This is a genomic window from Lactonifactor longoviformis DSM 17459, assembly GCF_900129135.1.
GTDB classification, from domain to species: Bacteria; Bacillota; Clostridia; order Lachnospirales; family Lachnospiraceae; genus Lactonifactor; species Lactonifactor longoviformis.
On sequence record NZ_FQVI01000006.1, the window covers coordinates 68415 to 89970 of the forward strand.

The following is a 21556-nucleotide window of genomic DNA, read 5'->3' on the forward strand; positions in this document are numbered from 1 at the left end:
ATTGTGGGAATAAAGCTATGACATATCGTATGGAAGAAATGACCTGGCCGGAGTTTGCGGAGAAAAAGGACCGGGTAGTTATCCTGCCGGTTGGGGCTGTGGAACAGCATGCCCTGCATCTGCCCATCTGTACGGATGCAGTGATTGCAGAGCAGTTTGCTCTGCGGCTGGCAGAGAAAATAGACGGTGTGGTGATGCCGCCTTTGTCTTACGGGTATAAGTCAAAACCGCTGAGCGGGGGAGGCCCCTTATTTCCGGGGACCATTGACTTAAACGGCGAGACGGTAATTCGCCTGGTATATGATGTGCTGATGGAGCTGGTCAGAGACGGATTCACAAAAATTTTCATTATGAATGCCCATTTTGAAAATGAGGCTTTTCTTGTGGAAGCGATGGATCTTGTAAACAGAGATACGAAGGGAGCTGTTTTCCTTGTGGAATCCAACTGGTGGGATCCTCTGCCGGAGGAGGTCATTGAAAAGGTATTTGACCAGGTACCGTTTCCAGGCTGGGCATTTGAACATGCGGCGGTGACAGAGACTTCTCTGATGCTGTATTTTGCTCCTTGGCTCTGCCATTTGGAGAGGATGGCAGAGGCACCGCCGGCGGAGGCACTGCCCTATTTCAGATACCCGCTGAAAAAGGGGGATGTCCCCGAGACCGGTGCTCTGGCAAGCGCCTATTCCTCGTCATCGGAAAAAGGAGAGCAGATCGTTGAGGCTGTGATACCGGAACTGGTAAAAATCTGCCAAAGGGAAATGCCCGGAGAGTGATGAGGGACAAATGGATAAGAAAGAACTTATAAAACGCTGTTTATTTTTTCTGGCAGGCTTGTTTATTGCTTCTCTGGGTGTAAGCTGTATTACAAAGGCAGATCTGGGGACTTCTCCTATCTCCAGCATTCCATACGTTTTAAGCCTGGGATTCACCCCTACCATCGGGCAGTTTACGATTGTTCTAAGCATCCTGCTCATCTTGGGGCAGATGCTGATATTAAAGAAAGATTTTAAAAAATATCAGCTTCTACAAATACCGGTTTCTGTTTTATTCGGGTATTTTATTGATATTACAATGGTCATTTTGAAGTGGGTTCACCCAGAGGTGTATTACAGGAAGCTGCTGTTTCTCCTGTGCGGCTGCGTGATACTGGGGTTCGGTATATTTATGGAAGTGCTGGCAGATGTGGTAATGCTGCCGGGGGAAGCTTTTGTAAATGCGGTTTCCACGGTGTATCACAGAGATTTCGGCAGTACAAAAGTGGCCTTTGACGCCTCTATGACAGTGATTGCCGGAGGGATCTCGGTTGTGATGTTTCATAGTATTCAAGGGGTCAGGGAAGGAACCATAGCAGCAGCGGTAGTCGTGGGGATGATTGCCAGATTTTTTCTAAGAAAGCTTGGCTTCATGGAAAATATGCTGAGGACGGTGAAAGAAGAGGCGGACAAGAAAGAGGAAATTACAGTAGGATAGGCGCAGCAGCGGTACAGTTTGATATGAAACTGTGCCGCTGCTTTTTTGCGCCTTTTATTTTTGCCACGTTAACTTCGGGCGTTAAGATTCTGTGAGGATCCAGTAAATCCCAACACAACAGCAAAAATATGATTTATAATAGTAAAACCAAAGACGTTAAACGTTAGACCTATTGTGCATATGGTGAACCAAAAAGACTAGTACCAACTAAAATCCAAAAAGGGAGAAGGAGAGAGAACATGAAAAAACGGGTAATTGCAGTTTTACTTGCGGCAACATTGGCAGGCACATTGACGGCCTGCGGCAGCGGAGGCGCTGGTGCCTCCAATGACACAGGAACTACAGAGACCACGAAAACCGGAGGCGGGTCAGAGGATACCATGCTGGGATCTGAGAGTGCAGCGGTGCATCTGAAGGCAGGTACGACCACAGCCCCTGACGGACACTACGTAAAAGGTCTGCAGGAGATGCAGAAACTACTGGAGGAGTACAGCAGCGGTGAGATGACCATTGATATTTACCCTAACTCTCAGCTGGGAAATGAACGTGATATGATGGAAAATGTAGGCATGGGAGTACAGGAAATGTGCCTAATCTCCACAGGTCCTATTCCGAACTTTGTACCTGATTTTGCGGTGCTGGATTTGCCGTATCTGTTTGAGGATGCCCAGCAGGCATATAAAGTTCTGGACGGTGAAGTGGGAACCTCTCTTTTGAGAAAGCTGGACGGACAGGGGATTAAGGGCGTAGGCTTCTGGGAGAACGGGTTCCGGGAAGTGACAAATGACAAGAAAGAAATTGTTACACCGGAAGATTTGAAGGGCATGAAAATCCGAACCATGGAGAATAACGTACATATGGCTACCTATAAGGAGCTTGGGGCTACGGCAACCCCCATGGCTTGGAGTGAAATCTTCACCGCTCTTCAGCAGGGAACAGTGGACGGACAGGAGAACCCCATTGCCATTATCGAGTCCGCAAAGGTGTATGAGGTCCAGAAATACGTCTCAATGATCGATCTATTCTACTCTCCATGTGTGCTGATGATTGCCCAGAGCACCTACGACAGCTTTACCGATGCACAGAAGGAGGCATTTGACAAGGCAGCCGAAGAAGCGAAAACTTATCAGAGAGAATACAGTGCAAGTTATACAGACGAGGCTGTCCGGAAAATGAAGGATGCCGGTGTTACGGTGACGGACGTAGACAAAGCCCAATGGAAGGAAGCGGCAGCCGGCGTCTACGATGAGCTTGACAGCTTAGGGCTGAATAAGGAACTGGTAGAGAAAATTCAAGCATCTAAATAATGAGGTGAGCGTTATGAAAAAATTTTTTGATGGCCTGAAGAGGGCGGAAGAAGTATTGCTGGTTATCTTAATGGTAATTATGTGTGTGATTATTTTTGTGGCAACCGTAGCCCGTTTCAGCGGATTGTTTATTATACCCTGGGCAGAAGAGCTTGCCAGGTACTGTATGATATGGGTTATCTTTTTGGGGATCGGTGTGGCCGCGTGCAATGGGGAACACTTCTGCGTGGAAGCTCTGGAGCTGTTTTGCAGCAAAAGGATACTGAACGTTATTTATGTGGTGAATTCTGTCCTGGTTCTGGGCTTCTGTGTGTTCGCCTCCTGTTACGGGTTTCGGATTCTGGAGTCACAGATGGCAAGCGGGCAGATAACCCCCAGTCTCAGATGGCCGATGTGGATGATGTATCTGGCAATTCCCCTGGGACTGCTCCTCATGGCAATATGCTATGGGTACCACACTTATGAAAGAGTAACCGGTAAATTAGAACTTACGGAAAAAGAAAAAAAGGAGACGGAATAATGATTATAGGAATGCTGTTCGGAATTTTATTTGTTGTGCTGTTTCTGGGAGTTCCCATTGCTGTCTGCCTTGGAATCTCAGTGTGCGTGGCAATCGTAGCCAGCGGGAACATGAATCTTCTGCCTGCAGTTCCGCAGAGAATGTTTACACAGGCTGATAACTTTACCCTCATGGCGGTTCCTTTCTTTATCCTGGCCGGAAATATCATGGAAAAAGGCGGAATCTCTAAAAGGCTTATTGATTTTATTGAAATTTTAATGAGAAGGGTGCCGGGGCGCCTGTCCTGCATTACAGTTGCCGCTTCTGCATTTTTCGGAGCTATCTCCGGCTCCAATCCCGCAACAGTTGCTGCCATCGGGGGGATTACCATTCCCCGTATGAAGGAAAAAGGGTATCCGGATGATGTGGCGGCGGGTGTAGCTGCTTCGGCCGGTACACTTGGAGTAGTCATTCCTCCCAGTATTCCTATGGTAACCTATGCGGTAACTGCTTCAGTATCTGTCGGCACTATGTTTATTGCAGGCATTATACCGGGACTGCTGCTGGCAGTGGTACTAATTGCCACCAATATTTTTCTCTGCCGCAGGTATGATGCTGCAGAGACGGAAAAGGTTACGGTAAAGACATTCCTTTATTCCTTTAAAGAAGCATTGCTGGCCATTTTTATGCCCGTTATTATCCTGGGGGGGATCTACGGGGGATTATTTACCCCGACAGAGGCGGCAGCAGTTGCCTGTGTGTACGCATTTCTTATCAGTGTATTTGTCTATAAAGAATTAAATATAAAAGATATTTATGCAATTTTTAAGAAATCCACAGTAAGTTCTGCGGTGGTACTGTTTGTGGTGAGTATGTCCGCGCCTTTCGGTTGGTTTATGACAAACCAGAACATTCCTACATTTATTGCATCCAGCGTACTGGGTCTGTTCACCAACAAAGTGGCTCTGCTGCTGATGATCAACGTGATTCTGCTGTTTTTAGGGTGCTTCCTGGAAACCCAGGCCATCATCCTTCTGGTAACGCCCATTCTTCTCCCGATTGCAGCGTCCCTGGGATTATCACCGATTGCACTGGGTATCATTATTATCATCAATACATCTATTGGTATGATAACGCCGCCAATGGCGGTCAACCTGTTTGTTGCTTCCGGGATCGCAGATACCAGTATTGGCAAGATCAGCAAACGGATTGTACCTTATCTCTGTGCCGAAGTAGCTGCTTTACTGGTTATGACCTTTATCCCGGGGATTATTACCTGGCTGCCGGGAGTATTTGGAGTATAAATTTATAGGTATGTTTGTGCTATCCGGTTCCGGTGCACACTTCACAGAAGTATCGCCGGGACATAATCCTTTTTATAGACATCTGAAGCAATAGCGGGGGAAGTATACCCCCGCTATTGTGCTGTACAGAAAATGCTATGGCCTGCACGCAGACTTCTTTTTCAGATTATTTGCATAACGTGTGGTAATGATAGCAGTTATCACACCCAGCACGCCGCATCCTATGGTCCAGTACCAAATGAGATCATAACCGTGGTTTCCATAGGTATCCAGCCAAATCCCTGCAATTTTTGCGAAGTATACATCGGGGAGATAGCAGATGAGAGACACCACCCCAGTGGCAACGCCGTTCAGTGCCAGGGGGATACCCACTTCACTTAAAGTGGCAAAATAAACGCCACGCATGCCTGTGTAAATAATTGCAAAACCAAAGGATATTACAATTCCCAGAGTTAAGGAATTCTTTGTGAGAAGCATAGCAGCAACAAAGATACTTGCTATTGCCAGATAGTATCCCAGGGTCTTTACCTTAAATCCGATTTTATCTGCAATAAAGCCAATGGCCAGAGTGGAAAGTCCTGCTATAATATAATTTCTGACAATGGCAAAGGAACTGGCTGTGGTCTGGGAGACGCCCAGAACATTTACAGTAAACGCGCCCAAATATCCGGAGCCTGCAGCTGTAAATGAATAGCAGAAAAAAATCAGGAGAGAAACCAGCCATGTGCCCGGCATTTTCAATATGGTTAATGCATTTTTAAACGTGAGTTTTTCCTGGACAATGTCTCCTTCCACTTCCGCGCCTACGAGATGATTGGGAAGCAGAAAGAACACCAGCGCCGCAAGAACAAAAAAGGCTATTCCGCAAAAAAACATGGCATTTTTCCACTGAGCCGCGAGCACATTCAGATCCGTTTCCCCGCCGGGCATAATGGCCCTGTTCAGAAGTCCTACAGCCAGGAATCCCAGCACCGTCCCCCAGATGGCACGGACAAACTCCGACATGGAAAACATTCGTCCCTGTTCCTTTGCGGTGCCAAGTTTGCGAACGGTTTTCAGATATGCGCTCCAGATAAGGATGCTGGTACCAATCCCATAAAAGAAGTGGATAAATTGAAGGGAATAGCCGCCCGGCACAAGACCGTACCAGAAAGAGCATACCCCCATAAGTACTGCCCCCAGAATCATCAGCCATTTTTCACTGAACTTATCCGCAAGATAACCGCCGATAGGGTATCCTACGGTACAGACAACTCCCAGGACAAGCGTACAGTCTCCAATAAACTCGTTTACATTGGAAGGTTTTGCAATTTGTTTATATTCTGAAAAAAGCAGGACCATCTGGTCGTAATAATTAAAACGGAGATAAGGTACGTATACCATAATACCGGATAATAATGAGACAATTACCAGCAACAGCCACCGTTTTTTTCCTGTTAACACCATATCCTACCGCCTCCTTTTCTTTATTCATCCCTTGCATACGACTCCGGATGCGTCTGCCCCGGTGAGAGGGGGCAGACACATCTGATTTACTTATAATGCTTCGATTTTATCCAGCAGCGCAGCGTCCACGCCTCTTGCAAGCAGGACTGCCCTCATTTTTTCCAGCACCGCAGGGTCGTTTTCGGGCATTTTATATTTTTCCAGAGAGGAGGAAATTGCTTTTTCTATGTTTATGCCAAACTGGTTCTTGGGATCCGAACAGGGGCCGCTGACGCTGAGGAAAGGATCCAGGGGTTCTTCCCTGCAGTAATCCAGAGTGTGCTCTTCGGTCAGATACTGCCCGCTCTGCCCCTGAGAGATCATAAGTTCGAGAGGGATTCTGTCCCCGTCGGATTCGATGTCTTTCAGATATCTTCTGACATAGTCAATAACCTGGAAATCCAGCATCAGTTTCTCAAAGGAGATACAGTTATAGCCGTCCAGAATACCAGCCGCGTGTACGATAAGATTCATTTCGCTCTGACTGCACACCATAAAAGTCAGAAGTGATTCGTAGCCCGCCTGGGCATCCACAACTTTTGCATCGCTGACACTGCCGCCGCCTCTGCAGGGCAGACCGTAATATTTAGCCAGCTTGGCTGCATATTTATAGGCAATGGCGCCTTCGGGGGATCCGCTTGTAATCGCGCCGTTTCTGAGGTTGGAGCCGGTTGACTGGGAACCATAGATAACCGGAGTACCGGGACGGATCATTTCGGCCAGGGCTATGGTACATAAAACCTCTGCGTTAGTGAGTGTCATCATACCGGCCAGAGTAATGGGCGCTGTTGTTCCGGCCATATCACAGGCTGCGACTATAATGGGCTGCCCGTATTTTACAAATGTCATCAGGGTTTCCGTCATGCCTTCGGCAAACTGCAGAGGGGTGTTGACATTTACAATGGTAGTAAACCTTGGGTAGGCAATCAGGTCCTCCTCAGAACCATAAGCTGCCTTTGCCATCTCAAACATCGCCTCCAGCTGTTCCCGCTTGCCGGAGCCGGCAAACATACACTTATCCGAATGGGTAAAGGCGGCATAGAACATCAGCAGGGTAGCATTGTCAACAGGCACATCATCCGGCATACAGATAATACCGCCGTTCATATCAAAGTTGTGGTTCATATGGAACAGCTTTGTGAACTTCACATAATCCTCTATGGTAGCGTCACGGGTTTTGCCGTCCTGATCAGAGATAAAAGGTGAGCCATAAGCAGGGGCACAGTTCACGCGGTCTCCTCCGATTACCATATCGTACTTGGGATTGCGGGCATAAATCTTAAAGGCGGCGGGAGCTTTCCTCACCCAGTACATCAGCTGCTCTTCGGTAAAATGGGCTACATTCCCCTCCATACGGATTCCGTGTGCTTTCAAAATCTCTACAGCTTCGGGGTGATGAAATTTCATGCCGGCTTTTTCTACCAATTCCATAGTTGCCTCATGAATTCTTTGAATGTTAATCCTTTCTTTTGTCATAGCAGTTCCTCCTATCATTCTTATTTGACCGATATAGAAATCGCGATTTTACTTAATGTGTAATCGCGATTATTAATTGTTAGTTAGAACATATCATATGAGTTGGAAGATGTCAATATAAAAACGGGGAATTCCAGATAATAATTGAATAATATAGGTACAATCCATAAATAATTGTTCAAATTTAATGGAAAAGAGCATACAATAGAATAATCATGATTTATTTCATGCGCCGTCATGGGAGACTCAAGATGTCTTGACTATTAATTTCCCGGATTATATAATAAAGAAATGGTTTATAGGCTGAGACTTACCAGAAAATAGAAAGGGATTCTATGATTTTAAAGCTTTTTGGTTCCATTAGAATCATGAATACATGAATGAGAAATGAAGCAAGATGTAAAGAAACAATATGTTGAGTGTGTATATAAACTTCTGCAGACCGAAGGCGTGTCCGGGGTGAGCATACGCAGAGTGGCAAACGAAGTTGGCTGCAACAGTGCAACCCTTTATCGGTACTTTAATGATTTGGAGCACCTGATTTGTATTGCGTCCGTGAAATATCTGGAGCCGTATATAGAGGATATCAAAAATTATTCCAGTACTATTATCAATCCGGTGGAACTGAATCTGAAATTGTGGGAGCGTTTTTCCTTCTATGCCTTTCATAATGCAGATGTTTTTGAGACGATATTCTTCGGCTCATACAGTACAAACCTTATGGAGCTCATGTATGAATATTACGAAATCTACGCGTCTAATTTTTCGGGATTAGACGGTTTTGCGGTTAGCTTTATTTTTAACAGCGATATCTTCGAGAGGGATTATATGTTCTACCGCCGTGCTGCAAATATGGGGTACTTGTCCGCGGACGCTTCCCGTCTGCTTGCGCAGACCGGTGTATATATGTTTCACGGACTGCTGATTGAATGCAGGAAAAACGGTTATTCTACGGAGGAGCTGAACTGCAAAGCCTCTGAGTTTATATCCAATCTGACTACAATTGTTGACAAATTTCTGCTTAAATAATTCCTGAGGCCCTCTGCTTGGGGTCTGGGTATGTTAAAAAGATTTGATTATCAAAAATTTCGCATTCCTTCCCCTTTTTTCTTGAGTAATATACATCCTTCGTGTATAATGAAAGAAAAAAGGAGTGATAATGTGGAGAGTTACAGCACACTAAATGAACTTTTCGTGAATATGTTCCATGAAATTATGGATATTGAAGAAAAAGCACTTATTACTTCTGAGTTCGGTAATATTTCCAATAATGATATGCATATTATAGAAGCGATCGGTGTCGGGGAACCAAGAAATATGTCGTCAGTGGCCAAGACACTGTCTGTAACTGTAGGGACACTGACCATTGCGATAAACAGCCTGGTGAAAAAGGGATATGTAAACAGAGTGCGCAGCGAGGAAGACCGCAGAGTGGTTCTGATTTCCCTGTCAGACATTGGGAGGAAGGCATATGAACATCACAGGAGGTTTCATGAGGATATGATCCGTGCAACCCTGGAGGGACTCTCAGAAGAGGAAGCAAAGATTCTGACAGGTGCACTGAAGAACTTGCTGAAGTTTTTTCAGAGATATCAATAGAGAAGGAAAAGACAGCGCTGCGGCGCAGGCCATGAGCCTGCAGGCAGCGCTGTCTTTTCCTTTATAACATTTCAGACTTCAGATATTTTTTAAGAACCGGAAATTGTGAAGGCCCAAGCTTCAGTATTTCTTTGTGGAATTCTTTCAGGTTAAAACTATCTCCCAGAGAAGTCTGCATCTCAGTTTTCAGATCCAGAAAGTTCAGGTACCCTACATAGTATTTGAGATAGTTTGCCGGGTTTTCTACAATATACTGGAAGATCTCAGAGGCTATCTCTTCGCTGGCTATGCCGAACTCCTGGAGGTACTCTTTTACCGTGTCAACGGTCCATCCCCGATAGTGAATCCCCATATCCATAATAGAATACAGACACAGATTGACGGAGCGGTTCAGCCATAAGAGACGGGTAACGGCGGGATCTGCGTCTGCATAGCCGTAGGCGTAGGATTCCACGTAGGTGGCCCATCCTTCCACATAACCGGAGTTACTAAGCAGGTACCGGATATTGGAGGGATCCTGCTGGACGAAGTAGAGGGTCTGGTACAGGTGGCCGGGGAACCCCTCGTGGGCCAGCGTGGTGAAGAGATCCAGGGAGGAGGATGGCGTACCGTTATTAATATATATAACATTGGGGGACTGCGTATCCACCGGTGGTGTAAGGTAGAAGGCAGGGCTCAGAAACTCCTCCAGAGAAGGATGAACGTATTTGATCTCATAGGAAGTATCGGCTGCCTTGGGAAAGTCTGTCTGGATCTTTTTTTCCAGGGACTCCAGCATTTCTTTGGGGACATCCGTTGTGGGGACATCTGCGGCAACATTAGAGGAAGATGCCTCCAGCTCGGTGGCCTGGGTTATGAGATCCGGGTGGGCAGTGATAAGCTGCTGCATCTCCTGGTAATCTGCGAGCAGCTGTTTGTAGAGACGCTGTTCGATCTCTTCCAGGGAGGAGAAATCCCCCACATCCTTCCGGATGAGATAGGTATAATACTCCACACCGTTGGGATAACCGGCCAGCCCATTGGGATTCTTTCCTGTACCCTTCAGGGCGGTCAGGCCCTTCACCAGGTTTTGGTAGGCAGGGAATACCTGAGTATCCATTACCTTTTGATGGGCTTCTATGTATCGGTCAATATCCTGCGGAGAGGGCTGGTATGACGCTTCTGAAGAGGCGCCGGAGGCCATATCTTCCAGTTTTTCCCGGAACATGGCGGTGAGATAATTGGAGGAGGCGGATTCCACAAAGGCATTGCACTGTTCTGCAATCCGATCTACGGTGGCGTCACTCATAAATAGGCCTTTTTCGGATTTTTCCTGCTCAAATACCACGATTTCTTCGAAGTACTTGGGAATGGATGTCAGGAGGTTCAGATAATCCGCAATGTCCTGTTCGGTGCGGAAAGTATATTCGGCCAAAAGTACAGGAAGCTGTGCCTGAATGCCCAGGCTGGGACTTAGGACCTCTGTGAGCATATAATTATCCCCCAGGGAGAGCTGAGTAGAGAAATCCTGATCCAGAATATCGTAGGTCATCTGATTTTCTTCTGAAAGCTTCTCGTAATTATAGGAATGCAGCTTTGTCTGATAGTTTTCAATCGCCGTATAGCTGGCGGGTATGGCTTCTGAACGCAGGCTTCCCAGTGAAATGGGGTAGTCGGTGATGCCGTAGGAGGATGGATTTGCCAGTGTATAGTGGAGATTCAGAGTGTTAGAGCTGACCTCCTCCTGGAAAAGCTGATCGGTAAATTTTTGGAACTTTTTATTTTCTGTAGGAAATACGTCTTTTTTGATTCCGGCGGCAGTCAGACACCCGGCAGACAGCAGCAGGACGGTAAGGATAGGAAGAAGACGTTTGCGAAGTAAGGATTTGTCCATAGAAAGGCTCCTTAAAAGAAGAAAAGGATTCTTTATCATTTTATGAGCGGATAGTCAAGGTATGAATATTTTCCAGATCTGGTGGAAAGAATTATTTGGAAAAGATGAGGGAGTGTGTTACAATCTCCATAGGATGAGACTGCTAAAGGAGGTTGCCTATGAAAAAACGGGCATGGCTCTGTCTGCTGGCAGTTACAGTGATGCTGGCAGGCTGTAACGACAAAGCAAATGATAAAACGGAGGAAGAAAGCACATCCTCGCATCAGATAGAGGAAGAACCTCAGGGGGAGAAAGACCCCAACGGGGAGATAGAATTGCCCGGGAAGCTGTCGGATTTTGCATTTGCTATGGACGGAGAGGCATATTCCCTCCCCATGTCTGTAGAAGCTTTGAATTCCATGGGATGGATTTACGACGGGGATGATACCAAGAGTATGGACTCAGAATCCTTTTTGGAGGGAAGCACCATTAAAAGGGGAAAAGTAACTTTGACGGCAGATATTGTGAATCTGGAGGGGGAAACCCTCCCCATAGCCAGCTGTCAAATGGGGGGAATTACCCTTGATCTCAGGGAGAATAAGGACATGCAGGTAACTCTTCCCGGAGGGATTGTTATGGGAAAGTCCTCTCTGAACGATGTTCTGGAAGCTTACGGGGAGGCTGCGGATCAGTATGAAGAAAAGGATACCATTTTTTTGACCTATGAATATGGTATTTATAAGAAAGCAGATTTGCTTTTTGATGCGCAGGAAGAGATTCTGTATAAGATAGAAATGAAAAATTTTCGAAGTCCCTCCAGTGAAAAGGGAGCCGGGCAGGTGAGCCGGGAGCCCCCAAAAGAGGTTATGGGTTATACAAGGCCTGAAGGACTTCAGGAGGATATCTCTGCATTTGCGCTGGAATACGGGGGATTTTACTACAGAATTCCTGCTCCTGTGGCTGAGTTCCTGAAGAACGGCTGGAGTCTTCTGGAGGAGGGATCTGATAAAAGTGTGGAAGCCGGAAAACATGGGTACGTGGCCCTGGAAAAAGACGGGCAGAGGCTTTACGGAGTAGTAACCAATTACAGTGATGTTCCTGTTATTATAGAAAATAGCTTTGTTACGTCTGTCCATGGAGACTTTGAAGTTACCAAGGTGCCGATTAAGGTTTATAAGGGGATCACCCTGGGAATGGATGAGGAGAACGTCAAAGCTTTGCTGGACGGCGTGGAATATGTTACAAAAGAAGAGGACGGAGTCCTGAATTATTATTACTATGCGGATGAGGAGCAGCTGGATTATCTGAAGATCAGCATAGACCAAAGTCTGGGGCTTGTGCGGGAGATAGAGGTTAACAACAATCCCGATGTGCTGCCGCAGAATGAGGGGGAGCAGGAGGATGGGGAGGATTCGGCGGATGCCACGGCAATGTATACACCGGAGGAGCCGCCCCGGGAAGACAATGTGCCTGCCAGTACCCTGCCCGATGACAGTAATGAGAAAGGAGAATCAGAATGAGTAAAATCTATGATATGGTAATTATCGGTTCCGGCCCGGCCGGGCTGAGTGCGGCGATCTACGCTGCAAGGGCGAAGCTGAATGCTATTATACTAGAGCAGAATTATGTAAGCGGAGGCCAGGTTGTGAACACGTATGAGGTAGATAACTATCCGGGACTTCCTGGGATGAATGGTTTTGATATGGGGGCCAGCTTCCGGGAGCATGCGGAAAAGCTGGGCGCCCAGTTTATTACGGAAAAGGTTCAGGAGGTAGTGCCGGAGACGGAGGACGTGTCAGAGATGCATGTGGCCGAGGACGGACCTGCAGTTGAGCTTAAAAAGGTTATCACAGACAAAAACGAATATAAGACAAGGACTATTGTGATTGCCGCGGGCGCCCGCCACAGTAAGCTGGGAATCCCCGGGGAAGAAGAATTTTCCGGCATGGGAGTATCCTACTGCGCTACCTGCGACGGAGCCTTTTTCAAGGACAAAACAACCGCGGTAATAGGCGGCGGAGATGTGGCTGTGGAAGATGCAATATTTTTGGCCAGGATCTGCAAAAAGGTTTATCTGGTACACCGCAGACATGAGCTGAGGGCCGCAAAGATCCTTCAGGAGAGACTTTTTTCTTTGGATAACGTGGAGATTGTATGGGATCATGTGGCAAAGGAAATCAAAGGGGAAGGCCAGGTAAATACGCTGGTGGTTGAAAATGTGAAGGATACTTCCAGAACGGAGCTGGCTGTGGACGGCGTGTTTATTGCCGTAGGTATTAAACCAAATTCAGAACTGTTCCAGGGGATTGTGGATACAGATGAAAAGGGATATATCATTGCAGGCGAAGACTGTAAAACAAGTGTGGACGGTATCTTCGCGGCAGGGGATATCCGAACAAAGATGCTGCGGCAGATTATTACGGCAGCGGCTGACGGGGCGAATTCCGTGACCGCTTCCCAGAACTATCTGCTGGGGATTTAGTCCCGGCAGAGGGCAGTAACCGCTGGGGTATACAGGATACTGTATACCCCAGCGGTTTTTTTGCAGGCTCAGTGCGGGAATTTGTCCGATAAAGAAATATTAAGTAAAAATAAACAGATATTAAATATTTGACATAAAAACCTCCGCGTGATAGAATAAAAATGTAATAAGTCGTAACAAGTTCGTAACATTTAAAAGAGACATCAGCGTAAGACTTATACATAAAAAATTAGAAGGTTATATTTGGAGGGTAATATGAGGAACAAAATTGCAAAAGTAACAGTGTGTGCGCTCACTGGACTGACAGTACTCGCAGGTTCTCCGGTGAATGCACATGCACTGCCTACGGAGTCTGCACTTGCGGGAATCAGTCTACCTTTAGAGAAAACCTATGAAGCAGTAGGGAGTATGGCAGCTGCCAATGTGGAGGATTATGTTAACATCAGAAGCGGAGCATCTGAGGAGAGCGAAATTGTGGGGAAACTCTACCGCGGGGCAGTGGCAGCGATTACAGGACTGGAAGGGGAATGGTATCAGGTATCATCCGGTTCTGTAGAGGGATACATAAAGCGGGAGTATTTGATTTATGGAGAGGAGGCAGAGCCTGCCATCCGGGAAGCCAGGACAAGCACAGCTACAGTGAATACAGAGGTTCTTCATGTCCGGGCGGACAAGACTATGGATGCGGAAATTCTCGGCACTTTGCAGGAAGGGGAGCGGATTCCGGTAATAGAATCCTTGGAGGGATGGGAAAAGATTTCCTACGGGGAGCAGGAAGGATATATTTCTCAGGAATATGTAAGTCTGGAAAGCGGCTATGAGACGGCGGAGTCTATAGAAGAGGAGCAGGCCCGGCTGGCAGAGGAAGCAGCCAGACAGGAGGCTGGGATCCGTCAGGAGATGGTATCTTACTCGAAACAGTTTTTGGGCAATCCTTATGTCTGGGGTGGGACAAGCCTTACCAATGGCACGGACTGTTCGGGATTTGTGCAGTCCCTGTATGCGCATTTCGGATATGCCATTCCACGGGACTCCAGATCCCAGGCCGCAGGTGCGGCAGGGATCTCCCAGGAGGAGATGCAGCCAGGGGACTTGCTGTTTTACAGCAGGGGAGGTTCTATTAACCATGTGGCCATGTATATTGGGGACGGACAGATCATCCATGCCAGCAACCCGAAAACAGGCATTAAAATTTCTCCTTATGATTACAGGCAGCCTGTGAAAGTAGGGCGTTATATCTGAGAAGGCCGCCCTGGATACATTCCGTAGGGCAGCTGACAGCAGAAGGGGAATAAGGCGGAGTATATCATATAAAAGGAGGCAGCCATCTGCGAGGGAGTGCAGATGGCTGCTTTTACGTTGAAGACAAATATTAGGTAAATACGCAGTGCGTATTAAGGGCTTAAGCAGACGGTGTGAAAGAGCCGCCGTCCATGACAGTCACAGTTATAGTTACTGCCTTATCACCATCCATTTCCACGGTAAGAATGGAGCCTACAGAGATGTCATCCAGAGAACCCTCAGAGGTTTCTCCCCTGGTGTCCAGTACAATAGACACGGAATCATCTGCAGCAATGGTAGTTTCCTCACCGGTCAGTTCTAGCCCGCCCGGCAGACCAATCCCGTTGTCCGGAGGAGTGAAGCCGTCCTCACCGCCGGGAGGGGTACCGCCATTCTCCGCGTCCGGGGGAGTGAAGCCGTCCTCGCCGCCGGGAGGGGTACCGCCATTCTCCATGTCCGGGAGTGTGCCGCTGTCCTCACCGTCTGGAGGAGTGCCGGGGGTTTCACCATCCGGAGGCTGCATCTTCTCATTCTCAGAACGCTCACCAAGGGCCAGTGTGATGGTGCCGTCTTCCACTGCCGTTACCTGACCCAGGATACTTTTGCTCTCCTGAGAGGTATCTTTGGCTGTATCATCGGAACTGCCTGACTGACAGCCCACAGCAAGAAACGCTGCTGCGGTGAGACATAAGATTCCGGTAAGTATACGCTTCTTCATAAACCATATCATCCCTTTCCGCCGGAGCTTCTATGTCAGTCCGGCTAACATGGTTATCATAAGTGCTGTTCCTTAAATTACTCTGAAAGTAAGGGAAGTTCCACAAGTTATTTCCTGAAAATCCGACGTATAATTTTCAGAAAATTCACGTTTGTAAAAAATGCACAAAGTTTGTCGAACCATGTAAAAAACCCTCCTTTTCATCAACAATTTATCCATAAAGTTATCCACATGGTAAAAAGTTGGTAATAGCTATAAAATGGAGTTGTACACAAAGTTATCCACATCGTCCACAAAAAAGTGGTTAAAGTAGAGTGTTTTACATAAAATAATAAAGAACAAAGGTTTTGTGAAGTTCTTATAAATCGCATTATTTCGAAAAAAAACCACCCAAATCCCTTGACTTTTTCAATGTCAAATATCGGTCAAAGGCCGTCGAAACTGAGCGACATAACCAAACAACTTAACAAATTGTGTAAAAATTTAGGTTTACCATAACCTAAACATTATGGTAAACCTAACATAAACTACCGTTCTCCCCCCTGCTAAACAACGAAACACTAGGTTAGGAAAGTCTTTCCGCCGATCAGTTCCAGCCAACAAAGTTTATCCCAAGAAAAGATGGGTGCAAGGGTGGCAGCAGAGGGCGACTGGCAGGCGAGGTCAAGCGGAGACGAGCCGAAGATCCACGGCCAGTGAACACTTAGCCGCGAAGGCTTTCCTGAGCTGCTTAGTGATCACTAGACCGTTAGCTGAGGCGGGCGCAGCCTCGAGTCTGCCAGTCGCCCTCTGCTGCCACCCTTGCACCCATCTTTTCTTGAACATCAATAAAAAACGAGACCTGATCCCAAAGACCAGGTCCCCTGACTCATCCTTTCCCCTGCATCCTTTTTATTACCTTCAGCCGGGTAAATTCCTCACGTTCCTTCTCCTCCAAAGCATTCTGAATATCCTTGCTCAGCGCTTCAAATTTAGGAATCGTTATATTTTTCAGTGCGTTAGCGCGTTTCTGTGTTTTTTTAATATTGACGGCCAGCCGGTAAGCAGCGTTCTCCACCATAGAGAGCCGGATAGTCAGCTCCTTCACCCTCTCAAATGCAGCCTTGGCCTCGTCCAGTACAGATTTTGTGCCATAGTAGGCATAAGTTGGAACAGAAGAACCTTTATCATACTCTACAAGCGGTATCTCCGTACCCATAACACTTCTGGTTTTAATCCGGATGGAAGTCTCCACCGGGACGGAGAAGGATATCTGTGCCACCATATTAATGCCCAGCACCATATTGGCGCTCTGAAGGGCCGCATAGGCGGTTCGGAACGTTACATCAATCTGTGACTGAATCTCTTTCGCCTGGTCAATGAGGCCCATCAGCTCGCGGATGAGAATGTTCCGTTTTTTATCCATGAGTTCAAAGCCCTGTCTGGAGAGGGCAAGGGAGTTTTTTGCCAATATAAGGTTTCCTTTGGTAGGAAATGTATTCGGATCCATAAAATCCCTCCCTTACTTATACTTCCGCCTTAACTTCCGTGGGTTTATAGTACTTATCAAGAATCTTAGTATCAATACGGTCCAGCTCTTCTTTCGGCAGCATGCCAAGGAGCTCCCACCCTTTTTCCAGGGTATCAATAATCGTTCGGTTTTCCAGAGGCCCCTGACCTACAAACTCATGTTCAAAAGCATTGCCGAACAGAAGGTATTTTTTATCCAGCGGAGACAATTCGTCTTCACCGATAACGGATGCCAGGGCTCTTGCATCCCCCACCTTTGCATAGCAGGAAAACAGCTGGTTGGCAACATCCTGGTGATCCACCCGGGTGTATCCTTCACCGATCCCATCCTTCATCAAGCGGGACAGGGAGGGTAGTACATTGATGGGCGGATAGATGGCCTGGCCGTGCAGCTGCCGGTCAAGCACGATCTGACCTTCCGTAATATAACCCGTAAGGTCAGGAATGGGATGCGTAATGTCATCATTAGGCATGGTCAGGATAGGGATCTGTGTAACAGAACCTTTCCCCCCCTTCACAATGCCTGCCCTCTCATATAAGGTTGCCAGCTCACTGTACAGATAACCGGGATAGCCCTTTCTGGAAGGAATCTCGCCCTTCGAAGAGGAGACCTCACGCATAGCCTCTGCAAAGGAAGTGATATCTGTGAGAATAACCAGGATATGCATTCCTCTCTCAAAGGCCAGATACTCGGCTGCTGTCAAAGCAACCTTAGGGGTGATCAACCGCTCCACTACTGGGTCATTGGCCAGATTCAGATACATAACAACGTGGTCAGACACACCGCTTTCCTCAAAGGTCCGGCGGAAAAATTCTGCCACATCGTATTTAACCCCCATAGCGGCAAATACAATAGCGAACTGTTCATCTGTGTCATCCCCCAGGGAGGCCTGCTGTACAATCTGGGCGGCCAGCTGATCGTGGGGAAGTCCGTTTCCTGAAAAGATAGGAAGCTTCTGTCCGCGGATCAGAGTGGTGAGTCCGTCAATGGCTGAGATACCTGTGCGGATATAGTTTCTGGGATACTCTCTGGTCACCGGGTTTAACGGAAGTCCGTTTACATTGACCTTAGTATCAGAGATAATGGGGCCCAGTCCGTCGATGGGCTGGCCGATCCCGTTAAAGGTACGCCCCAGGATATCAGAAGAAAGATTGATTTCCATAGGGTGTCCGGTCAATTTTGTATGGGTATTGATGAGGGACATGCTCTCCGTTCCCTCAAACACCTGAATTACTGCTTTATCTTCGTATATTTCTACAATACGCCCCAGCTTTCTGGTGCCGTCATCCATGCGAAACTCTACCATTTCATCAAAGAATGCGCCTTTTACATCTTCCAGAACAACAAGGGGGCCGTTTACTTCGCTTAGTCCTAAATATTCAATTGCCATATTCATTACCCTCCTTTACGCATTCTTTTCCAAAACTTTATCGTAGAACTCGTCGACAGCCTTTTTGTAGTCCTCAAACATTTCAGGCTTATCGTTGGGAACATCATATTTGATTGCAATTATCCTTTCAAAGATGTTATCCTCTTTCAGGATGGACATAGGCATGCCCATAGCAATGAGTGCTTTTGATTTCTTATAGAGATATAAAATCACTTCCATCATAAGAAACTGCTTGCTCATAGGGACACAGGTATCTTCCGGGTGGAAAGCATTCTGCTGCAGGAATCCCAGGCGTACCACCCTTGCAATTTCCAGAGTCAGCTTTTGATCATCCGGCAGCACGTCACTTCCGATTAGCTTTACGATCTCCATAAGACTGCTCTCCTGATTCAGGATAGCCAGTAACTGGTTTCGGTAGTCTACGAATTTGGGTGAGACCTCATCCTTGTACCAGGGAGCCAGATCATTGAGATATTCGCTGTAGCTGGTAAGCCAATGGATGGCCGGGAAATGTCTTGCATATGCCAGTGATTTATCCAGGCCCCAGAAGCAGCGGACAAATCGTTTGGTATTCTGGGTGACAGGCTCTGAGAAGTCGCCTCCCTGGGGTGATACCGCACCGATGATGGACACAGAGCCCTCGGTACCGTTCAGGTTCTGCATCATCCCTGCTCTTTCATAGAAGGCGGAGAGGCGTGATGCCAGATAGGCAGGGAAGCCCTCCTCTGCGGGCATTTCTTCAAGACGTCCGGATAATTCACGGAGCGCTTCTGCCCAGCGGGAAGTGGAGTCAGCCATGATAGCCACATCATATCCCATATCCCGGTAATACTCTGCCAGGGTAAGCCCTGTGTAAATGGAGGCCTCACGGGCCGCAACCGGCATATTGGAGGTATTGGCGATGAGGGTGGTCCGATCCATCAGCAGATTGCCTGTTTTAGGATCCTGAAGTTCACCGAATTCTTCGAGCACCTGGGTCATCTCATTTCCGCGCTCTCCGCATCCGATGTATACGATAATATCTGCATCTGACCATTTAGCGATCTGATGCTGGGTCATGGTTTTCCCGGTCCCGAAGCCTCCCGGTACGGCTGCGGTTCCCCCTTTGGCAATAGGAAACAGGGTATCCAGGATACGCTGGCCGGTGATCAGAGGCTTGCTGGCCGGATAGCGCTTATCTGTGGGTCTGGCGATTCGGATCGGCCACTTCTGTGCCAGCCGGACCTCCACCTCAGAGCCGTCGTGCCTCTGTACGGTTACAATAGGATCGTTAATAGTATACTGTCCGTCTTCTGCTGTCTTTATAATTCTTCCTCTCAGATAGGGAGGAATCATAGATTTGTGTACAATGGATTTGGTCTCCGGTATCTCCGCAATTATGGTGCCTCCGCTTACCTCGTCTCCCACGGAGACTGTAAGATGGACATCCCATTTTTTATCGGGATCCAGAGAATCCACCTGCATTCCCCGGGAAATATATTTGCCCGATTCTTTTGCGATTTCACTTAAAGGTCTCTGGATACCGTCAAAAATATTATTTAAGATACCAGGTCCCAGGAGAACAGACACAGCGTCCCCGGTTGCAGTTACCTTTTCTCCGGGCCGCAGGCCGGAGGTTTCCTCATAGACCTGTACGGTTGTTGTGTCTTTGGTCAGGCCGATAACCTCGCCTACCAGATGCTCTTCTCCGACATAAACCATCTCTGACATTTTAAAACCGGTGTTGCCTTTTAGGTAAATGACAGGGCCGTTGATGCCGTAGATAATTCCTGTTTTATTCATAAGAAAGCCCTCCGTCAAATGTAAATTCCGCCTTTTCTGCCTCTACCAGGGCAGAGAAGGTATTGTCAATGATGATATTTTTGGATGGGATCACAGCCTTTAGGCCTCCGAAAAAAGTCTCGGAGGAGATTTCAACCTGCTGGTTCGTCTGGGCAACCAGAGTAGGCATCAGAGAAGCATCATTGGAAGAGATATAGATTGTCATCTCATCCCCGTCTGCAAACTCAAGGGCCTCGTTAATCTTCTTGCATAAGTATCTGGGATAATCAGGAGTACTCATAAATTCTTCCAGCCGGTTTTTAACCTCGGAGATTATGGAGTCTCTGAGTTCCAGCTGTTTCTTAGCCAGACGGCGTTTGATATTCAGCTGCTCTACAGAGAGAGCTTTGTTAATCTGCCGTTTTGCGCTGTCTGTTTCAGCCTTTAACTCCATCTGTGACTGGCGGATTTTTTCCTCCTTATGTTCCTCTAACAGCTTCATTAAAGCTTTTTTATAATTTTCAATTTCCTGTGCGGCTTCGGCCTTGGCACTTTCCACGGAAACATCATAGAAATGTTGTAATTTTTCGTCCGTTGTCAATTCTTTCACCTTCTTTTCTTAGAACGAACATCGCTCATAGATTTTTATAACTTCAGGCCTATTGCCTCATTGACATAAGATGTGATAAAGTCCGGTGCACGGCCTGTACCGTGACGGTCCGGTATTTCAATGATAAGTGGAAGCTTGTGATTGAGCTTTACATCATCGATAATTTCTGGAAATTCCCTTCCAAATCTTTCTGTCAGAAGAATGATCCCGATTTCTTTATCGGCGAGGGTCGCCTCCAGAGCCTTCCGCAGTTCTTCCTTTTCGTGAACTACGATCCCTTCCACTCCTGCTAGTCGCATACCGGTGTAAGTATCAACGTTATCACTGATTAGATACATCTTCATAATAGAATTACAGCCTTCCCAAGATCATGAAGGAAATAATCAGACCGTAGAGGCAGACACCTTCTGCGAGTCCTACGAAGATAAGTGATTTACCAAGTACACTCTGATCTTCGCTGATTGCACCGAGAGCAGCACTTGCAGCACTAGCAACTGCGATACCGCCGCCGATACAGGATAATCCGGTAACTAAAGCAGCAGCCATATAACCGAGACCTGTGGAGAGGCCTGCACCGGAGTCGCCGGCAGCGGCAAGCGCCGGGCTGGTTCCTGTGAACATGGTCACTACGGCGATTAACAGGGTTCCGAAGAAGAAAAATACATTGATGCCGAGAGAGGTTTTGTAACGTCCTCTGTTCTTTTCACCGATCAGGTATGCTCCGAAAGGAACGATGATGCTGAGTACTAATGCTGTTACTAATAAGATTTGAATTGCTGTTGTCATAATGTGACCTCCTATTTTTAAAGTTA

20 protein-coding genes are annotated in these 21556 nt (G+C 47.2%); 10 read left to right on the forward strand and 10 right to left on the reverse strand.

All coding sequences use genetic code 11. The features are described from left to right. The first annotated feature begins 17 nt into the window (after positions 1-17). From BUA56_RS07760 to BUA56_RS07780, 5 genes are all read left to right on the forward strand, one after another. Positions 18-773: a creatininase gene (locus BUA56_RS07760; protein ID WP_072850580.1), complete on the forward strand. Its 756-nt coding sequence runs from the start codon at positions 18-20 to the stop codon at positions 771-773. Positions 774-783: 10 nt separating this feature from the next. Beyond that, positions 784-1470, forward strand: coding sequence for a YczE/YyaS/YitT family protein (locus BUA56_RS07765; protein ID WP_072850582.1), 687 nt, complete (start codon positions 784-786; stop codon positions 1468-1470). A gap of 239 nt (positions 1471-1709) precedes the next feature. Then, positions 1710-2777: a TRAP transporter substrate-binding protein gene (locus tag BUA56_RS07770; RefSeq protein ID WP_072850584.1), complete on the forward strand. Its 1068-nt coding sequence runs from the start codon at positions 1710-1712 to the stop codon at positions 2775-2777. Positions 2778-2790: 13 nt separating this feature from the next. After that, positions 2791-3297: a TRAP transporter small permease gene (locus BUA56_RS07775; protein ID WP_072850586.1), complete on the forward strand. Its 507-nt coding sequence runs from the start codon at positions 2791-2793 to the stop codon at positions 3295-3297. After that, positions 3297-4580: a TRAP transporter large permease gene (locus BUA56_RS07780; protein WP_072850588.1), complete on the forward strand. Its 1284-nt coding sequence runs from the start codon at positions 3297-3299 to the stop codon at positions 4578-4580. The genes BUA56_RS07775 and BUA56_RS07780 overlap by 1 nt, the downstream gene beginning before the upstream one ends. Before the next feature lie 135 nt (positions 4581-4715). Here the strand turns inward: BUA56_RS07780 and BUA56_RS07785 are convergent, their stop codons facing one another. Together BUA56_RS07785 and BUA56_RS07790 are read right to left on the reverse strand one after the other, a co-directional pair. Beyond that, the gene (locus tag BUA56_RS07785; protein ID WP_072850590.1) at positions 4716-6026 is read right to left on the reverse strand and encodes an MFS transporter; all 1311 of its coding nucleotides are present in this window, start codon (positions 6024-6026) and stop codon (positions 4716-4718) included. A gap of 90 nt (positions 6027-6116) precedes the next feature. Continuing rightward, entirely contained in the window at positions 6117-7541 is a 1425-nt protein-coding gene (locus BUA56_RS07790; protein WP_072850592.1) for a trimethylamine methyltransferase family protein, read from the reverse strand. Between the two features lie 387 nt (positions 7542-7928). Between BUA56_RS07790 and BUA56_RS07795 the strand changes: the two genes are divergently transcribed. Together BUA56_RS07795 and BUA56_RS07800 are read left to right on the forward strand one after the other, a co-directional pair. Further along, complete coding sequence (locus tag BUA56_RS07795; RefSeq protein WP_072850594.1) at positions 7929-8570, forward strand: TetR/AcrR family transcriptional regulator; 642 nt, start codon at positions 7929-7931, stop codon at positions 8568-8570. A gap of 108 nt (positions 8571-8678) precedes the next feature. Next, complete coding sequence (locus tag BUA56_RS07800) at positions 8679-9140, forward strand: MarR family winged helix-turn-helix transcriptional regulator (RefSeq protein WP_072850775.1); 462 nt, start codon at positions 8679-8681, stop codon at positions 9138-9140. 61 nt (positions 9141-9201) lie between these two features. Here the strand turns inward: BUA56_RS07800 and BUA56_RS07805 are convergent, their stop codons facing one another. Beyond that, positions 9202-11013, reverse strand: coding sequence for a DUF885 domain-containing protein (locus tag BUA56_RS07805; RefSeq protein WP_072850596.1), 1812 nt, complete (start codon positions 11011-11013; stop codon positions 9202-9204). Between the two features lie 158 nt (positions 11014-11171). Between BUA56_RS07805 and BUA56_RS07810 the strand changes: the two genes are divergently transcribed. The 3 genes from BUA56_RS07810 (at position 11172) to BUA56_RS07820 (ending at position 14716) form a co-directional block, all read left to right on the forward strand. After that, a complete protein-coding gene (locus tag BUA56_RS07810; protein WP_072850598.1) occupies positions 11172-12512 on the forward strand; it encodes a hypothetical protein in 1341 nt (446 codons plus the stop codon). Further along, entirely contained in the window at positions 12509-13474 is a 966-nt protein-coding gene (gene trxB / locus BUA56_RS07815; protein ID WP_072850600.1) for a thioredoxin-disulfide reductase, read from the forward strand. Before BUA56_RS07810 ends, trxB begins: the two co-directional genes overlap by 4 nt. A 255-nt stretch (positions 13475-13729) precedes the next feature. Continuing rightward, on the forward strand, positions 13730-14716 hold the full coding sequence (locus tag BUA56_RS07820) for a C40 family peptidase (protein ID WP_072850602.1): 987 nt from the start codon (positions 13730-13732) through the stop codon (positions 14714-14716). A gap of 160 nt (positions 14717-14876) precedes the next feature. Here BUA56_RS07820 and BUA56_RS07825 read toward each other — a convergent pair whose 3' ends face one another. The 7 genes from BUA56_RS07825 to BUA56_RS07855 all read right to left on the reverse strand — a co-directional run bounded on the left by BUA56_RS07825 (position 14877) and on the right by BUA56_RS07855 (position 21530). After that, positions 14877-15473, reverse strand: a complete 597-nt coding sequence (locus BUA56_RS07825) for a hypothetical protein (protein WP_103710801.1) — start codon at positions 15471-15473, stop codon at positions 14877-14879. An 868-nt stretch (positions 15474-16341) separates the two neighbouring features. Continuing rightward, the gene (locus tag BUA56_RS07830) at positions 16342-16962 is read right to left on the reverse strand and encodes a V-type ATP synthase subunit D (RefSeq protein WP_072850605.1); all 621 of its coding nucleotides are present in this window, start codon (positions 16960-16962) and stop codon (positions 16342-16344) included. Positions 16963-16978: 16 nt separating this feature from the next. Continuing rightward, a complete protein-coding gene (locus tag BUA56_RS07835) occupies positions 16979-18373 on the reverse strand; it encodes a V-type ATP synthase subunit B (protein WP_072850607.1) in 1395 nt (464 codons plus the stop codon). Between the two features lie 15 nt (positions 18374-18388). Beyond that, positions 18389-20155 (reverse strand): V-type ATP synthase subunit A, encoded by a 1767-nt coding sequence (locus BUA56_RS07840; RefSeq protein WP_072850609.1) that lies wholly within the window; start codon positions 20153-20155, stop codon positions 18389-18391. Then, positions 20148-20744 (reverse strand): V-type ATP synthase subunit E, encoded by a 597-nt coding sequence (locus tag BUA56_RS07845; RefSeq protein ID WP_242946738.1) that lies wholly within the window; start codon positions 20742-20744, stop codon positions 20148-20150. The genes BUA56_RS07840 and BUA56_RS07845 overlap by 8 nt, the downstream gene beginning before the upstream one ends. 35 nt (positions 20745-20779) lie before the next feature. After that, positions 20780-21088 (reverse strand): V-type ATP synthase subunit F, encoded by a 309-nt coding sequence (locus tag BUA56_RS07850; protein ID WP_072850612.1) that lies wholly within the window; start codon positions 21086-21088, stop codon positions 20780-20782. Positions 21089-21095: 7 nt separating this feature from the next. After that, a complete protein-coding gene (locus BUA56_RS07855; RefSeq protein WP_072850614.1) occupies positions 21096-21530 on the reverse strand; it encodes an ATP synthase subunit C in 435 nt (144 codons plus the stop codon). Positions 21531-21556 lie beyond the last annotated feature (26 nt).

Excerpts from the sequence above, each read along its gene's own strand:
- BUA56_RS07760 (WP_072850580.1), top strand. The coding sequence starts at position 18 with ATGACATATCGTATGGAAGAAATGACCTGGCCGGAGTTTGCGGAGAAA.
- BUA56_RS07765 (WP_072850582.1), top strand. The coding sequence starts at position 784 with ATGGATAAGAAAGAACTTATAAAACGCTGTTTATTTTTTCTGGCAGGC.
- BUA56_RS07770 (WP_072850584.1), top strand. The coding sequence starts at position 1,710 with ATGAAAAAACGGGTAATTGCAGTTTTACTTGCGGCAACATTGGCAGGC.
- BUA56_RS07775 (WP_072850586.1), top strand. The coding sequence starts at position 2,791 with ATGAAAAAATTTTTTGATGGCCTGAAGAGGGCGGAAGAAGTATTGCTG.
- BUA56_RS07780 (WP_072850588.1), top strand. The coding sequence starts at position 3,297 with ATGATTATAGGAATGCTGTTCGGAATTTTATTTGTTGTGCTGTTTCTG.
- BUA56_RS07785 (WP_072850590.1), bottom strand. The coding sequence starts at position 6,026 with ATGGTGTTAACAGGAAAAAAACGGTGGCTGTTGCTGGTAATTGTCTCA.
- BUA56_RS07790 (WP_072850592.1), bottom strand. The coding sequence starts at position 7,541 with ATGACAAAAGAAAGGATTAACATTCAAAGAATTCATGAGGCAACTATG.
- BUA56_RS07795 (WP_072850594.1), top strand. The coding sequence starts at position 7,929 with ATGAAGCAAGATGTAAAGAAACAATATGTTGAGTGTGTATATAAACTT.
- BUA56_RS07800 (WP_072850775.1), top strand. The coding sequence starts at position 8,679 with ATGAAAGAAAAAAGGAGTGATAATGTGGAGAGTTACAGCACACTAAAT.
- BUA56_RS07805 (WP_072850596.1), bottom strand. The coding sequence starts at position 11,013 with ATGGACAAATCCTTACTTCGCAAACGTCTTCTTCCTATCCTTACCGTC.
- BUA56_RS07810 (WP_072850598.1), top strand. The coding sequence starts at position 11,172 with ATGAAAAAACGGGCATGGCTCTGTCTGCTGGCAGTTACAGTGATGCTG.
- trxB (WP_072850600.1), top strand. The coding sequence starts at position 12,509 with ATGAGTAAAATCTATGATATGGTAATTATCGGTTCCGGCCCGGCCGGG.
- BUA56_RS07820 (WP_072850602.1), top strand. The coding sequence starts at position 13,730 with ATGAGGAACAAAATTGCAAAAGTAACAGTGTGTGCGCTCACTGGACTG.
- BUA56_RS07825 (WP_103710801.1), bottom strand. The coding sequence starts at position 15,473 with ATGAAGAAGCGTATACTTACCGGAATCTTATGTCTCACCGCAGCAGCG.
- BUA56_RS07830 (WP_072850605.1), bottom strand. The coding sequence starts at position 16,962 with ATGGATCCGAATACATTTCCTACCAAAGGAAACCTTATATTGGCAAAA.
- BUA56_RS07835 (WP_072850607.1), bottom strand. The coding sequence starts at position 18,373 with ATGGCAATTGAATATTTAGGACTAAGCGAAGTAAACGGCCCCCTTGTT.
- BUA56_RS07840 (WP_072850609.1), bottom strand. The coding sequence starts at position 20,155 with ATGAATAAAACAGGAATTATCTACGGCATCAACGGCCCTGTCATTTAC.
- BUA56_RS07850 (WP_072850612.1), bottom strand. The coding sequence starts at position 21,088 with ATGAAGATGTATCTAATCAGTGATAACGTTGATACTTACACCGGTATG.
- BUA56_RS07855 (WP_072850614.1), bottom strand. The coding sequence starts at position 21,530 with ATGACAACAGCAATTCAAATCTTATTAGTAACAGCATTAGTACTCAGC.